This window comes from Sphingomonas yunnanensis, assembly GCF_019898765.1.
Classification (GTDB): domain Bacteria; phylum Pseudomonadota; class Alphaproteobacteria; order Sphingomonadales; family Sphingomonadaceae; genus Sphingomonas; species Sphingomonas yunnanensis.
In genome coordinates this window covers 978298-991291 of sequence record NZ_JAIOKB010000001.1, presented here as the reverse complement: position 1 = coordinate 991291, position 12994 = coordinate 978298, and the positions used below count along the sequence as shown (strand labels likewise).

Below are 12994 nucleotides of genomic sequence, written 5' to 3'. Positions count from 1 at the left end.
GCTCAGCGCTGGCGCGGGTCCAGCGCAGGGACCTGCCTCGCGGCACCGGCGGGTTCGATCCCGGGCCGCGCGCCAGTGGGCAGCCGCTCCTCGCCGCGGATCGCGCGACCGGCACGCTGGATCGCGGCGGTGAGCCGCGGGTAGATGCCGCAGCGGCAGACGTTGCCGATCGCCGCCGCGATCGCCTCCTCCGAGGGCATCGGGTCGCGCTTCAGCAGCACCGCCGCGGCCATGACGATGCCGGGAAGGCAGAAGCCGCACTGCGACACGTTCTCGGCGAGCAAGGCGAGCTGGACGGGATGGGTGCGGTCGCGCGACAGGCCCTCGATCGTCGTCACGAACGTCCCCTCCGCCGCGGCGAGCGTGATCTGACACGATCGCACCGCGCGCCCGTCGACGTCGACCGTGCAGGCGCCGCAGCTGCCCGTGCCGCAGCCATATTTCGTACCGGTCAGGTTGGAGGCGTCGCGCAGCGCCCAGAGCAGAGGCGTGTCGGGCGGCAGGCGGTACTCGACCGCCTCGTTATTGACCGTCAGCCGGGTCATCCGCGCTCGCGATAGGCGTCGCGGATGTGCTGCATCCAGCCGGCGCTGGGCTGGACGCTGGTGTTGCGCGCGCGCGGGCGGCGCGCCGCGGCGATGTCGACCTGCGCCTCGAAGTGCAGTCCCGCCAAGGTCGCTTTGACCCACATCACGCGCGCGACCAGCTGCTCGAGCGTGCCCATCGTGACGCGAACCTCATCGCCCTGCGTCAGTCCGGCGCTGTTGTCGACACAGGCGCCGGTGACGGAGAGGTTGCGGACGCGGCACTCGACCGCCTCGGTGCCGGTGTCGACCAGGGCGTAGAGGATCACGCTGCTGCGCGGTTCGCGGGGAGGAGTCGACATGCGGGCAGCTCTAGGTCCGGTATCCTAACGGGTTGCTACCCGATTCCATTGTCTCGCCGCCGGGGCAAGTCCTGTGTGTCGACTGTCTCGGCATCGCGCAGAAACGCCATGAAATAGTGTCCGATCAGTTGCCTGGAACGCGAATACTGCCATAAGCGCGCGATGGCAGGTCCTACCGTGCAACGCGACCCGACCGCGGAGTCGCTTAACCTGTCGGCCTGCGACCGCGAGCCGATCCACGTCCCCGGCGCCGTGATGCCGCACGGCCTGCTGCTCGTCGCCGACGCGCTCTCGCTCGAGGTGGTCGCCGGCGCGGGCGCAGTCGAGGCGCTGTTCGGCGACGATTGGCTCGGCGCGCGGCTCGGCGACCTGCTCGTGCAGGACATCGGCGCCCTCGCCGAGGCGGTGCCGATCGGCCCGGGCGGGACGATCCTGGCGGCGCCGGTGCACGGCCACGACGTCGCGCTTCACCGCACCGGACAGTGGCTGCTCGCTGAGCTCGAGCCGATCGGTGAGGCCGCCGGCGGCAGCGTCGCCGAGACGCTCGGCTGGCTCGACGCGATGGCCGCGGGGTTCGAGCGCACCACCACCTTCTCGGCCCTCTGCGAGCGTGCCGCGGTCGCGTTCCGCGCGCTGACCGGCTTCGACCGGGTGATGATCTATCGCTTCCTCGACGACGAGTCGGGCTGTGTCGTCGCCGAGGACCGTGCGCCCGAACTCGACACCTTCCTCCACCACCATTTCCCCGCGAGCGACATCCCGCGCCAGGCGCGCGCGCTGTACGTGCGCAATCGTACGCGCGTGATCCCCGACATCGACTATGTCCCCGCGCCGCTGCGTCCCGCCGGCTTCGAGCTGACCGACCTCAGCGACGTAGCGGTCCGCAGCGTCTCGCCGATCCATCTCGAGTATCTGCGCAACATGGGCGTGTCCGCCTCGGCGTCGATCTCGATCGTCAAGGACGGGCTGCTCTGGGGCTTGGTGGCCTGCCACCACGCGACGCCGCGACTGCTGCCGCGCGCCACCCGCGCCGCCGCTGCCGCGCTCGCCGGCGGGCTGGCGCGCCAGCTCCGCGCCAAGGAGGAGGCCGAGGCCTATCGCGAACGACTGGCGCTTCGCGGCGAGGAGGACTCGCTGCGCGCGCTGCTGCTCACCAGCGACTCGCCCGTCGACGTGGTGCAGGCGCGCGCCGAGGACGTTCGCCACGCCTTCGGCGCCGACGGGCTGGCGCTGGTGCGGGGCGGTCGCGCGACGACGGTCGGAGTCGCTCCCGACGAGGCGGCGGTCGTGGCGCTGGCGCGCTGGTTGGGCGCGCGCGACGACACCGCGCCGCTCGCGACCCGCGAGCTGGGCAAGGACTGGGCCGAGGCCGCCCGGGTCGCGCCCATCGCCGGCGTGCTCGGCTTCGCGCTCGGCGACGGCGACGCGCTACTGTGGCTGCGCGCCGAGCGGATCGAGGAGATCGAATGGGCCGGCAACCCGCACAAGGCGGTGCCGCACGATCCGCAGGCGACGCTGCGCCCGCGCGCCTCGTTCGAGTCGTGGAGCGAGCAGGTGCGCGGGCGCGCGCGACGCTGGACGCTGGAGCAGGTCGACGGCGCGGCGCGGCTGCGCCGGCTGCTCGCCGAGGCGCGCGCCGCCGCCGAGCTGCGGCGGCTCAACCGCGAGCTGGAGCGCGCCGGCGCGGAGAAGGACTCGCTGCTCGCGCAGAAGGACCTGCTGATGCGCGAGGTCGACCATCGCGTGCAGAACAGCCTGCAGCTGGTCTCGTCCTTCCTGGCGATCCAGGCGCGCGACGCCGGCGCGGGCGCGGTGGCCGACCAGCTGCTCGAGGCGCGCTCGCGGCTCTCGGCGGTGGCGCTGGTGCACCGGCGCCTCTACCGCGACGACCAGATCGAGGTGATCGACCTCAGCCGCTACATCGGCGAGCTGATGCAGGACCTGCGCTCCTCGCTGGGCGAGGAATGGGGCCGGCACCTCACGCTCGACCTCGCGCCGGTGCTGATCCCGACCGACCGCGCGGTCAGCGTCGGGCTGATCGCCGCCGAGCTCGTGATCAACGCGACCAAATATGCCTATCCGCGACAGAACGGCGGCGCGATCGACGTGATTTTGGAGCAGCACGGCCATCTGCTGCGGCTGATCGTGGCGGATCGTGGCGTCGGCAAGGTCGCCGGCGGCGACGGCGGCTTCGGCAGCCGGATGATGGCGGCGGTGGTGCAGCGCATCGGCGGTACGGTCGAGTTCCAGGACAATGATCCCGGCACGCGCGCGCTGCTCACCGCACCGATCGAGGGCGACTGAGCGCGCCGGCGCGCGCGTTGTGCGTCCGAACCTGCTCCCGGCTTGAGCCTGATCCACTGGCGGGGCCGTCAGCGTGCTCCGGCGAACGCCGGAGCTCAGGGCCAAGAGGATGACGCTCGTGACCCTGGGCTCCTGCGTGCGCAGGAGCCCCGTACCGCGTCGGACCATCCGGACCGGGACTAGTCGAAGCCGCGCTCCAGGAACCGCTCCGCCAGCGCGCAATGCATCGCCACGCCGGTGGCGAAGACCTGCTCGTCGATCGTCATCCGCGGGTTGTGGAGCGGCGGGTTGGTCTCGGGCGTGGAGCCCGGCGCCGCGGCGCCGATGAAGGCGATCGCGCCGGGCAGCTCGCGCAGCACATAGCTGAAGTCCTCGCCCCCCATGATCGGCGCGGGCATCGTCGCCCAACCCTGCGCGCCGCCGATCTCCTGCGCCAGCGCGCGCATCAGCCGCGTGGCGCGGGTGTCGTTCATCGTCACTGGATAGCCCTCGTCGATGCTGGACTCGACGGTGCAGCCGTGCGCTTCCGCCACGCCGCGCGCGACCTGGTGAAAGGCGGCGCGCATCGCCTCGCGCGTGCCAGGCGACAGCGTCCGCAGCGTGCCGGCGAGCTGGACCTCGTCGGGGATGATGTTGTGCGAGGCGCCGGCGTGGATCTGCGTGATCGTCAGCACCGCGGGGTCGGCGACCGGCACGCGGCGCGCGACATGCTGCTGGAGCGCGGTGACGATCGCGCAGGCGACCGGGATCGGGTCGATCGCGTCGTGCGGCATGGCGGCGTGACCGCCGCGGCCGCGGACGGTGGCGCGCACTGTGTCGGTGGAGGCGAGCAGCGCGCCCTCGCGCCCGAGGAACACGCCCGCCGGCGCGTTGGGCAGGACGTGGAGCGCGAAGGCGGCGTCCGGCCGGGCGCGATCGAGCAGGCCGTCGGCGATCATCTCGCGCGCGCCGTGATGCCCTTCCTCGCCGGGCTGGAACATGAAGACGACGGTGCCGGCGAGCTGCTCGCGTCGCGCCGCCAGCGCCTTGGCGGCGCCGACGAGCATCGCGGTGTGCGCGTCATGGCCGCAGGCGTGCATCGTGCCCGGTAGCGTCGAGGCGAAGGGCAGGCCGGTCTCCTCGACGATCGGCAGCGCGTCCATGTCGCCGCGCAGCAGCACCGTGCGCGCGTTCGAGCCCTCGCCGCCGTCACTGCGGCCACCGCGCAGGATCGCGACGAAGCCGGTCGTCCGCGTGCCGTCGTGGATCTCCAGCGGGAGACCGGCGAGCGCCGCTTTCGCCTTGGCGGTGGTGCGCGGGCAGTGCAGCCCCATCTCGGGCTCGGCGTGGATCGCGCGGCGCAGCGCGATCACGTCGGCGAGCTGCTCGGCGCCGAGCGCGCTCCAGTCGGTGGGCGAGTCGAGCGGTGGGGACATCGGGGACACTCCTTCGCGGCCCGGTGTAGACCCTCGCGCGGCGCTAGTCGACGCGCCGCGCCGCGGTGATCGTGATCACGGGCGCGAGCATCTGTCCTTTCATCACGCCCTCGCCGAGCGTCGGCGAGGTCGGCGCGGTGAGGATGCGGCGCACCACGTCCATGCCCTCGAGCACGCGGCCGAAGGCGGCGAAGCCGGGATTGTCGGCGGTGGCGTCCATCGAGCTCAGGTCGCCGACCGTGATGAAAAAGTCACCCGCGGCGGTGTCGGGCCTGGCCATCGCCATCGAGAGCGTGCCGTCGCGGTGGCTCAGCCCGGTGAGCGTGGTCGGTTCGTGCTTGATCGGCGGCAGCGTGCGCTTCGGATCGTTGCGCGTGCCGAACTGCGCGAGGCCGTAGCCCTCGGCGACCTTGACCGCGCGGTAGAAGCCGATGCCGTCGAGCCTGTGCTGGTCGACGTAGCGCAGGAAATTACCCGCGGTGATCGGCGCGGCCTTGGTGTCGACGCCGACGAGAATGTCACCCGCCGCGGTGCTGAGGCGGACAAGGGTGAGCGCGGCGGTGTCCGGGCTGGGTACGGCCGCCGGGGCAGGCGACGGGGTCGCGGGCGCGGCCACGGGCGCCTGCGGCGGAGCGCCGGCCGACGTGGCGGGCGCGGCCTGCGCGACGAGCAGCAGCGCGAGCGCGGCGATCATGCCGCCACCCGCGGCGCGCGCGCGATCATCACCGGCAAGGACGCTGCTTTGGTCCCGCTCAGTTGGAGCACGTAGCGACCCGGCTCGAGCCGGAAATCGACCATCTTGCGGATGCCCGTGCACGCGGGGCCGTGGCTGTGCGCGCTCGCCGTCAACGCGCGGCCCGCGCGCACCACGTCGATCCATGCGGCGTCGCCCAGCGCGACGCGATAGGTGCCGGGGTGGGCGACCTGGAACAGCGCCAGGCCGGCCGTCTCGCCGGTATCAGGCTCGCGCTGCGGCGTGACTGCGGGCGTGACCTGATCCGCCGGGGCGAGCCGCAGATCGGCGCCGTGGCCGACCACGATCACCGGCGCGCTGCGCGTGCTGGTCCCAGCGGCGAGCGGTGCGCGGCGGGACCAGCCGGTCAGCCCGGCGGGCAACGGGGGGCGCGACACGGCGCAGCGCTGGTCCGTCGTCGGCTCGGCTTCCGGTGCCTGCGCGATCGGCGCCGCGGCGACCAGCAGAGGAAACAGCAGCGAGAGAGTGAACATCCTGGGCTCCATGGGAACCCTCTCTCTACGCTCACGCGGCGCGCGCATCCAGCCCGCGAGTTCGGCGTTGATCCCGTCAGGCGACCCGGGACGGTGCGATCGCGCGCGTCGGAGCCCGCCGGCAAGGAGAGCGAGCATGAGCGACCACGGTGCGGACAAGGGCGGCGAGGGTGGCCTCGGCGGAGCGGGCGCGGCGGATCAGGCGCGGCACGGCGCCGAGCAGATACGCGACGCGTTCAACGAGCATGTGGTCGACCCGGCGCGGCGTGCGGGGGAGGCGATGCGCGCGTCCGGCGAGCGGATCGCGCAGAACGGGTCGGCGCTGGGCTCGACGATCATCGACCAGGCCGAGGCCAACGCACGCGAGGCCTTCGCCGCGCTGCGCTCCGCCGCGGGCGCGCGCGACCTCACCGAGGTGATGCGGATCCAGGGCGAGTATCTGCGCGAGCAGGGACAGCGCTCGATGGAGCAGGCGCGCGAGATCGGGCAGCTCATCATGCAGTTCGGTCGCGAGGCGATCCAGCCGACCGGGCGGGGCGAGGAGCCGAAGCAGGAGGAATAGCGGGTCCGCCCGCACCGGTTCCAGCGTCATCCTGAGCTTATCTCAGGATACACTGTCCCGCAGGCACCCGGCCGACTGATGGTGCGGGACGGTGGGTCCTGAAACGAGTTCAGGATGACGCATATTGCTGAAGAGGCGGTCCACCGCTCGAAGCCATGATCCTGCGGACGCAGGAGCCCTGAGCCACGGGGCGGCGCGGTCTCGGCTCCGAGGTCCTCCGTCCGCTGGAGCACGACAGCCAGATCGGCTACCGCGCCCCCGCCGGCGCGCGCACACCCGCCGCGTCCGCCTCGCCACCGGTCGCGGTCACCGGTCCCTGGGGCGTGGCCTCGAGCAGCGAGTCGCCGCCGAGGGTACGGTACAGCGTCACGAGGTTGGTCGCGCGGGTCAGCTGGGTCTGCACCAGGGTCTGCTGCGCCGAGTAGAGCTGGCGCTGCGCGTCGAGCGACGACAGGAAAGTGTCGATCCCGCCGCGGTAACGCGCGTTGGTGAGGTTGAGTGTGTCCGACGCCGCCTCGTAGAAGCGGCGGTTGGCGGCGAGCTGCTCGGTGATCGTGCCGCGCCGCGCCAGCGCGTCCGACACCTCCTGGAACGCGGTCTGGATCGTCTGCTCGTAGCTCGCCAGCGCGGCGTCGCGCTGCGCCACGCTATAGGCGACCCCGGCGCGCCCCGCCCCGGCGCGGAAGATCGGGTAGCTCGCGTTGGGCGCGATCGAGTAATTGAAAGAGCCACTGTTGAAGAGCGTGCGCAGCGCGGTGCTGGCAAAGCCGACCAGCCCGGTGAGCGAGATGCGCGGGAACAGCTCGGCGCGGGCGGCGCCGATCTCGGCGTTGTAGGCGCGCAGCGCATATTCCGCCTGCACCACATCGGGGCGGCGCAACAGCACGCCCGAGTCGATCCCGGCGGGCAGCTCGCCGATCGTCGCCGCGGCCTGCTCGATCGAGCCGGGCAGCAGCGCCGGGTCGACCGGCGCGCCGACGAGCAGCTGGAGCGCGTTGACGTCCTGCGCCAGCAGCGTGGTCTGCTGCGCCAGGTCGGCCTCGGCGGTGGCGAGGATCTGCTGGGCCTGGCGCAGGTCGGTGCGCGGCGCCACGCCGCCGCGGAGGCGCGCGTCGGTGAGCTTCACGCTCGCGCGTGCTGCCTCGGCGGTCTGCTGCGCGACGGTGAGCAGGCTGCGGTCGGCGGCGTAGGTGAGCCAGGCGTTGGCGATGTCGCCCACCAGCGTCAGCCGCGTGGCGCGCGCCGCCGCCTCCTGCGCGAAATAGCGCGACAGCGCCGCGCTGGTGAGCGAGCGGACGCGGCCGAACAGATCGATCTCGAAGGCAGTGACGCCCAGCTGCGCCTGGAAGGTGCTCCGCGCCGAGGAGACGGTCGTGACGCCGGTGCCGGTCCCGGTTCCGCCGGTGCCCGTGCCCACGGCGCCATTACCGGTTCCGGTGCCGCCCGCCCCCGTGCCGGTGCCGGTCGTTCCGCCGCTGTTGGTGCCGGTGACCACCCCGCTGTTGCCGCTGTCACGGTAGCTATAGGCGCCGGTGGCGCTGACCTGGGGGAAGAGATCGGCGCGCTGGATGCGATATTGCGCGCGAGTCGCCTCGATGTTCGCCACCGCGACGCGCAGGTCGCGGTTGTTGGCGAGCGCCTGGTCGATGATCGCCTGCAACCGCGGGTCGCGGAAGATGTCGCGGTAGGTGACGCTGGGCAGTCGCGCCTCGGACTGGCGCAGATAGGCGTCGCCGGCGGGCCAGGAGGTCGGCACCGGCGCGGCGGGGCGCACATAGGTCGGCGCGAGTGAGCAGCCCGCCAGCGCGGTGCCGGCGGCGAGCGCGACGAGCGCGGGGAGGCGGGTCATCGGGCAGGCTCCGGCGCGGGCAGCGCGGGGTGGTCGATCGGACGCGGCAGCTGCGGCGGGCGCTCGCCGCCGGGCGCGCCGCCCTTCGGGCCGCCGTGGTCATCGCTTCCCCCGCCTTCGTCCTCGTCCGGGCTCGGGTCGGCGCCGCGGCGCAGGCCCTTGAGGCCGTCGCGGAAGCCGCGCCGCACCAGCACGAAGAACAGCGGGATGTAGAAGATCGCCAGCACCGTCGCGGTCAGCATGCCGCCGATCACCGAGGTGCCGATCGCGATCCGGCTGTTGGCACCCGCGCCGGTCGAGATCGCCAGTGGCAACACGCCGAAGATGAAGGCGAGGCTGGTCATGATGATCGGTCGGAGCCGGATACGCGCGGCGGAGAGCGCGGCGTCGATCACGCGCTTGCCCTTCTTCTCCTCCTGCTCGGCGAACTCGATCATCAGGATCGCGTTCTTCGCCGCCAGCCCCATGGTCGTCAGCAGGCCGATCTGGAGGTAGACGTCGTTGATCAGCCCGCGCAGCGTGGTGAAGAGGATCGCGCCGATCAGCCCCAAGGGGATGATCAACAGCACCGCGAAGGGGATCGACCAGCTCTCGTACAGCGCGGCGAGGCACAGGAAGACGACGAGGATCGACAGGCCGTAGAGCAGCGGCGCCTGACCGGACGACAGTCGCTCCTGGTACGACAGACCGGCCCAGGACACGCTCGTCCCCTGTATCTGACCGGCGAGCTCCTGTATCCGCGTCATCGCGTCGCCCGAGCTCTTGCCCGCCGCCGCCGAGCCCTGGAATTCGAACGACGGCACGCCGTTGAAGCGCGACAGGATCACCGGCGCCTGGCTCCAGCCGATCCGCGCGAAGGCGGAGAAAGGTACCATCTGCCCGCTGCTGCCGCGCACGAACCATTGATTGAGGTCGGTCGGCGCGGCGCGGTACGGCGCGTCACCCTGGACGAACACGCGCTTGACCCGGCCGCGGTCGACGAAGTCGTTGACGTAGCGGCCGCCCCAGGCGGTCGATAGCGTCGTGTTGACGTCGGCCTGGCTCAGCCCGAAGGCGGCGAGCTTCTGCTGGTCGACCTCTACCTTGAGCGTGCCGACGTCGGGCAGCTCGGTCAGGCGCACCGCGGTCAGGGCCGGGTCGGCGTTGGCGAGCGCGAGCAAGCGGTCCTTGGCGTCGTTGAACTTCTCCGCGGTCATGCCGCTGGTGTTCTGCAGCTCCATGGTGAAGCCGTTCGACTGGCCGAGACCGCGGATCGCGGGCGGCACGAGCGCGAAGACGCGCGCGTCGCGCAGGCCCCGGAACGCCGCCGAGGCACGTGCCACGATCGCGTCGGCGGTATTCTCCTTGCCCTTGCGGTCGGCCCAGTCGGTCAGATTGACGAACCCCTGGCCGGTGTTCTGCCCGCTGACTCCGCCGCCCCCGCCGCCGCTGACGGTGAACATGGTGGTGACGTTCTTGCCCTCGCTGCCGGCGAGATAGTCCTCGACGCGGTGCTGCACCTCCTCGGTGCGCGAGCGCGTGGCGCCGGCGGGGAGCTGGAACTGCACCAGCGCACTGCCCTGGTCCTCGGTCGGCAGGAAGCCGGTCGGCAGCCGCAGGAACAGGATCGCGAGCAGCGCCACGGTGGCGACATAGACCAGCAGGAAGATCCACTTGCGGTCGATCACGCGGCGCACTCCGGCGACGTAGCGCGCGACCCCCTTGTCGAACGTGTCGTTGAATTTGTCTCGCGCGCGCTCGAGGAAGTGCGCCGCCTTGGGGAATTTGCGGCCGAGCCAGCTCTGCTCGATCGGATCGCCGTTCTCGTCGTGGCTCTGCTTGAGCAGCGTCGCGGTGAGCGCGGGCGAGAGGATCAGCGCGACCAACACCGACAGCACCATCGCCGACACGATCGTCAGCGAGAACTGACGGTAGATCACGCCGGTCGACCCGCCGAAGAAGGCCATCGGCATGAACACGGCGGAGAGGACCAGCGCGATCGCGACCAGCGCGACCGTGATCTCCTTCATCGACTCGATCGTCGCCTCGCGCGGCGTCATGCCGGGGTTCTCGTCCATCAGCCGCTCGACGTTCTCGACCACGACGATCGCGTCGTCGACCAGCAGGCCGATCGCGAGGACGAGGCCAAACAGGGTCAGCGTGTTGATCGAGAAGCCGGCGACGTAGAAGACCGCGAAGGTCCCCAGCAGCACCACCGGCACGGCGATCGCCGGCACCAACGTGGCGCGCCAGCTCTGGAGGAAGACGAACATGACGATGACGACGAGGATGATCGCCTCGATCAGCGTCTTCACCACCTCCTCGATCGACAGCTTGATGAAGTTGGTCGTGTCGTTGGCGAAGGCATATTCGAGGCCGGGCGGGAAGCCCTTGGCGGCGGCGGCGACCTGCGCCTTGACCAGCTCGGCGGTCTTGAGCGCGTCGGCGCCGGGCGCGAGCAGTACCGCGATGCCGGCGCCGGGGTGGCGGTTGACCCGGCTGAACGCGTTGTAGCTCTCCGCGCCCAGCTCGATCCGCGCCACGTCGGAGAGCCGCACCGTGGCGCCGCTGCTCTGCGTCTTGAGGATGATGTTGGCGAACTCGGCCGGCGTCTGCAGCCGCGACTGGGCGGTGACGATCGCGTTGAGCATCTGCGTGGACGGCATCGGCTGGCCGCCGATCTCGCCCGCCGCGACCTCGGTGTTCTGGTTGGTGATGGCGGTGACGACGTCGCCAGGCATCAGCTGGTAGCTGTTGAGCTTCTCCGGATCGAGCCACACCCGCATCGCATATTGCGAGCCGAACACGTTGGTGTCGCCCACGCCCTGGATGCGGCCGAGCGGGTCCTGGAGGTTGGAGACGAGATAGTCCGAGACGTCCTGGTTGGTCAGCTTATCGGTGACGTCATAGACGCCGACGATCAGCAGGAAATCCGGGTTGGACTTGCGCACCACCAGGCCCTGCTGCTGCACCTGCTGCGGCAGCCGGCTGAGCGACTGCTGCACCTGGTTCTGCACCTGGACCTGCGCGATGTCCGGATCGGTGCCCTTGTTGAACGTCGCGGTGATCGTCACCGAGCCGCGGCTCGACGAGCTCGACTGGAAGTAGAGCAATCCGTCGATGCCGGTGAGCTGCTGCTCGATCACCTGGGTGACGCTGTTCTGCAGCGTCTGCGCGTTGGCACCGGGGAAGGTCGCGCGGATCGAGACCTGCGGCGGCGCGACGTCGGGATATTGCGCGATCGGCAGCGACAGGATCGCGCCGACGCCCGCCAGCATCACGATGATGGCGAGCACCCAGGCGAAGATCGGCCGATCGATGAAGATGCGGGACATGAGCGGTTAGCCGGCCTTGCCTTTGGCCGACGACATCTTGTCCATCTGCTCGGGGGAGGGCGCCTGCACCTTCTGCGGCGTGTCGGCCGGCACAGGCTGGAGCGGGGTCTTGGGCTTCACGTTGGCGAGGCCCTGGGTGATGACCCTGTCGCCCGCCTTGAGCCCGTCGATCACGACCCAATAGGCGCCCTGCGTCCGCTCGGCGGTGACGGTGCGCTGCTCGGCCCGGTTGTTCGCGCCGACCACGTAGAGCGTCGCATTGCCCTTGGCATCGCGCGTGATCGCGGTCTGCGGCACGAGGAAGGCGTTCTGCTGGATCGACTGCGAGAACACCGCGCGGACGAACATGCCCGGCAGCAGCAGCCCGTCGGGGTTGGGGAAGCGCGCGCGCAGCGTCACCGTGCCGGTGCTGGGATCGACCACGACCTCGGCGAACTCGACATTGCCCTTGATGCCGTAGTCGCTGCCGTCCTCGAGCTTGAGCGTCACCTCGGCACGCGCCGGGACGGCGCCGCCGGAGGCGAGGCTGCGGCGCAGCGCGAGCAGGTTGGCGCTCGACTGCTGGATGTCGACGAACATCGGGTCGAGCTGCTGGATCGTCGCGAGCGGGTCGGTCTGGGTCGAGCTGACCAGCGCGCCGACGGTGAAGAGCGAGCGGCCGATCCGTCCGGTGATCGGCGCGGGAACGGTGGTGAAGCGCAGGTTGACCCGCGCCGTATCGAGCTGCGCGCGGTTGACCGCGATCGTCGCCGCGGCCTGGCGCTGCGTCGCGACGGCGTCGGTATAGTCCTGCGCGCTGATCGCCTCCATCTGCGCGAGCGGCTTGTAGCGGTCGGCGCGGATCTTGGCGGCCTCAAAGGTTGCCTGGGCGTTGGCGACGTTGGCGCTCGCCTGGTTGGCGCTGGCGCGATAGAGCGAGGGATCGATCTGGTAGAGCGGCTGGCCGCGCTTGACGATCGCGCCCTCGGTGAAGAAGCGGCGCTGGATCACGCCCGAGACCTGCGGGCGCACTTCCGAGCTCTGATAGGCGACGGTGCGGCCGGGCAGCTCGCTGGTGGTCGGCACCGACGTCGGTTGGACGACGACATAGCCGACCGTGACTGGGCCCGACTGGCCCGGCGCGCCGCCCTTCTCCTTGGCCTTGGCCGCGTCACCCCCGCCACCGCCGCAGGCGGCGAGCGCGAGCAGCGCCGACGCCGCCACACCGCCGATGACCTGGCGGCCCGGCCGAACCTCGATACGCATTCTCAGTCTTATCCCCGCGAGAGACTTCGGGCTGCCCCGGCGCCTAACCGCAATTTGTCGCAAATGTTTCGCAAGGGTGCCAGAAATTTCCAGTTCATCGACCCTGATCGGCGGGCGGCAGGGCTGACGCTGCGGCAATGCTAGGAAACCGATCCCGCCGTGGTACGTTAACGAATATCGGGGGCTAAGCGG

At 71.2% G+C, this 12994-nt stretch carries 10 protein-coding genes; 2 read left to right on the top strand and 8 right to left on the bottom strand.

Annotation, left to right across the window (positions count from 1 at the left end):
* Positions 1–2: 2 nt before the first annotated feature.
* Both K7957_RS04765 and K7957_RS04760 read right to left on the bottom strand, forming a co-directional pair.
* Positions 3–545, bottom strand: coding sequence for a (2Fe-2S)-binding protein (locus K7957_RS04765; protein ID WP_223010780.1), 543 nt, complete (start codon positions 543–545; stop codon positions 3–5).
* Complete coding sequence (locus K7957_RS04760) at positions 542–886, bottom strand: PilZ domain-containing protein (RefSeq protein WP_223010779.1); 345 nt, start codon at positions 884–886, stop codon at positions 542–544. The genes K7957_RS04765 and K7957_RS04760 overlap by 4 nt, the downstream gene beginning before the upstream one ends.
* Before the next feature lie 162 nt (positions 887–1048).
* Here K7957_RS04760 and K7957_RS04755 point away from each other — a divergent pair, with 162 nt between their 5' ends.
* The gene (locus tag K7957_RS04755) at positions 1049–3190 is read left to right on the top strand and encodes a histidine kinase dimerization/phosphoacceptor domain -containing protein (RefSeq protein WP_223010778.1); all 2142 of its coding nucleotides are present in this window, start codon (positions 1049–1051) and stop codon (positions 3188–3190) included.
* A 179-nt stretch (positions 3191–3369) separates the two neighbouring features.
* On the opposite strand, the gene K7957_RS04750 is transcribed toward K7957_RS04755, so the two are convergent.
* From K7957_RS04750 to K7957_RS04740, 3 genes are read right to left on the bottom strand one after another with little or no spacing between them, the layout of a single operon-like run.
* The gene (locus K7957_RS04750) at positions 3370–4605 is read right to left on the bottom strand and encodes a M20 metallopeptidase family protein (protein WP_223010777.1); all 1236 of its coding nucleotides are present in this window, start codon (positions 4603–4605) and stop codon (positions 3370–3372) included.
* 43 nt (positions 4606–4648) lie between these two features.
* Entirely contained in the window at positions 4649–5299 is a 651-nt protein-coding gene (locus K7957_RS04745) for a peptidylprolyl isomerase (RefSeq protein WP_223010776.1), read from the bottom strand.
* On the bottom strand, positions 5296–5832 hold the full coding sequence (locus K7957_RS04740; protein WP_246616645.1) for a hypothetical protein: 537 nt from the start codon (positions 5830–5832) through the stop codon (positions 5296–5298). Before K7957_RS04740 ends, K7957_RS04745 begins: the two co-directional genes overlap by 4 nt.
* A gap of 136 nt (positions 5833–5968) precedes the next feature.
* On the opposite strand from K7957_RS04740, the gene K7957_RS04735 reads away from it, so the two are divergent.
* Positions 5969–6394: a phasin family protein gene (locus K7957_RS04735; RefSeq protein ID WP_223010774.1), complete on the top strand. Its 426-nt coding sequence runs from the start codon at positions 5969–5971 to the stop codon at positions 6392–6394.
* Between the two features lie 247 nt (positions 6395–6641).
* Here K7957_RS04735 and K7957_RS04730 read toward each other — a convergent pair whose 3' ends face one another.
* From K7957_RS04730 to K7957_RS04720, 3 genes are read right to left on the bottom strand one after another with little or no spacing between them, the layout of a single operon-like run.
* A complete protein-coding gene (locus K7957_RS04730; RefSeq protein WP_223010773.1) occupies positions 6642–8243 on the bottom strand; it encodes an efflux transporter outer membrane subunit in 1602 nt (533 codons plus the stop codon).
* Positions 8240–11557, bottom strand: coding sequence for an efflux RND transporter permease subunit (locus K7957_RS04725; RefSeq protein WP_223010772.1), 3318 nt, complete (start codon positions 11555–11557; stop codon positions 8240–8242). Before K7957_RS04725 ends, K7957_RS04730 begins: the two co-directional genes overlap by 4 nt.
* A gap of 6 nt (positions 11558–11563) precedes the next feature.
* Positions 11564–12802, bottom strand: coding sequence for an efflux RND transporter periplasmic adaptor subunit (locus tag K7957_RS04720; RefSeq protein ID WP_223010771.1), 1239 nt, complete (start codon positions 12800–12802; stop codon positions 11564–11566).
* Positions 12803–12994: the final 192 nt, after the last annotated feature.

Bases quoted from the DNA above. Each gene is read 5' to 3' on its own strand.
- K7957_RS04765 (WP_223010780.1), bottom strand. From the start codon at position 545: ATGACCCGGCTGACGGTCAATAACGAGGCGGTCGAGTACCGCCTGCCG.
- K7957_RS04760 (WP_223010779.1), bottom strand. From the start codon at position 886: ATGTCGACTCCTCCCCGCGAACCGCGCAGCAGCGTGATCCTCTACGCC.
- K7957_RS04755 (WP_223010778.1), top strand. From the start codon at position 1,049: ATGGCAGGTCCTACCGTGCAACGCGACCCGACCGCGGAGTCGCTTAAC.
- K7957_RS04750 (WP_223010777.1), bottom strand. From the start codon at position 4,605: ATGTCCCCACCGCTCGACTCGCCCACCGACTGGAGCGCGCTCGGCGCC.
- K7957_RS04745 (WP_223010776.1), bottom strand. From the start codon at position 5,299: ATGATCGCCGCGCTCGCGCTGCTGCTCGTCGCGCAGGCCGCGCCCGCC.
- K7957_RS04740 (WP_246616645.1), bottom strand. From the start codon at position 5,832: ATGTTCACTCTCTCGCTGCTGTTTCCTCTGCTGGTCGCCGCGGCGCCG.
- K7957_RS04735 (WP_223010774.1), top strand. From the start codon at position 5,969: ATGAGCGACCACGGTGCGGACAAGGGCGGCGAGGGTGGCCTCGGCGGA.
- K7957_RS04730 (WP_223010773.1), bottom strand. From the start codon at position 8,243: ATGACCCGCCTCCCCGCGCTCGTCGCGCTCGCCGCCGGCACCGCGCTG.
- K7957_RS04725 (WP_223010772.1), bottom strand. From the start codon at position 11,557: ATGTCCCGCATCTTCATCGATCGGCCGATCTTCGCCTGGGTGCTCGCC.
- K7957_RS04720 (WP_223010771.1), bottom strand. From the start codon at position 12,802: ATGCGTATCGAGGTTCGGCCGGGCCGCCAGGTCATCGGCGGTGTGGCG.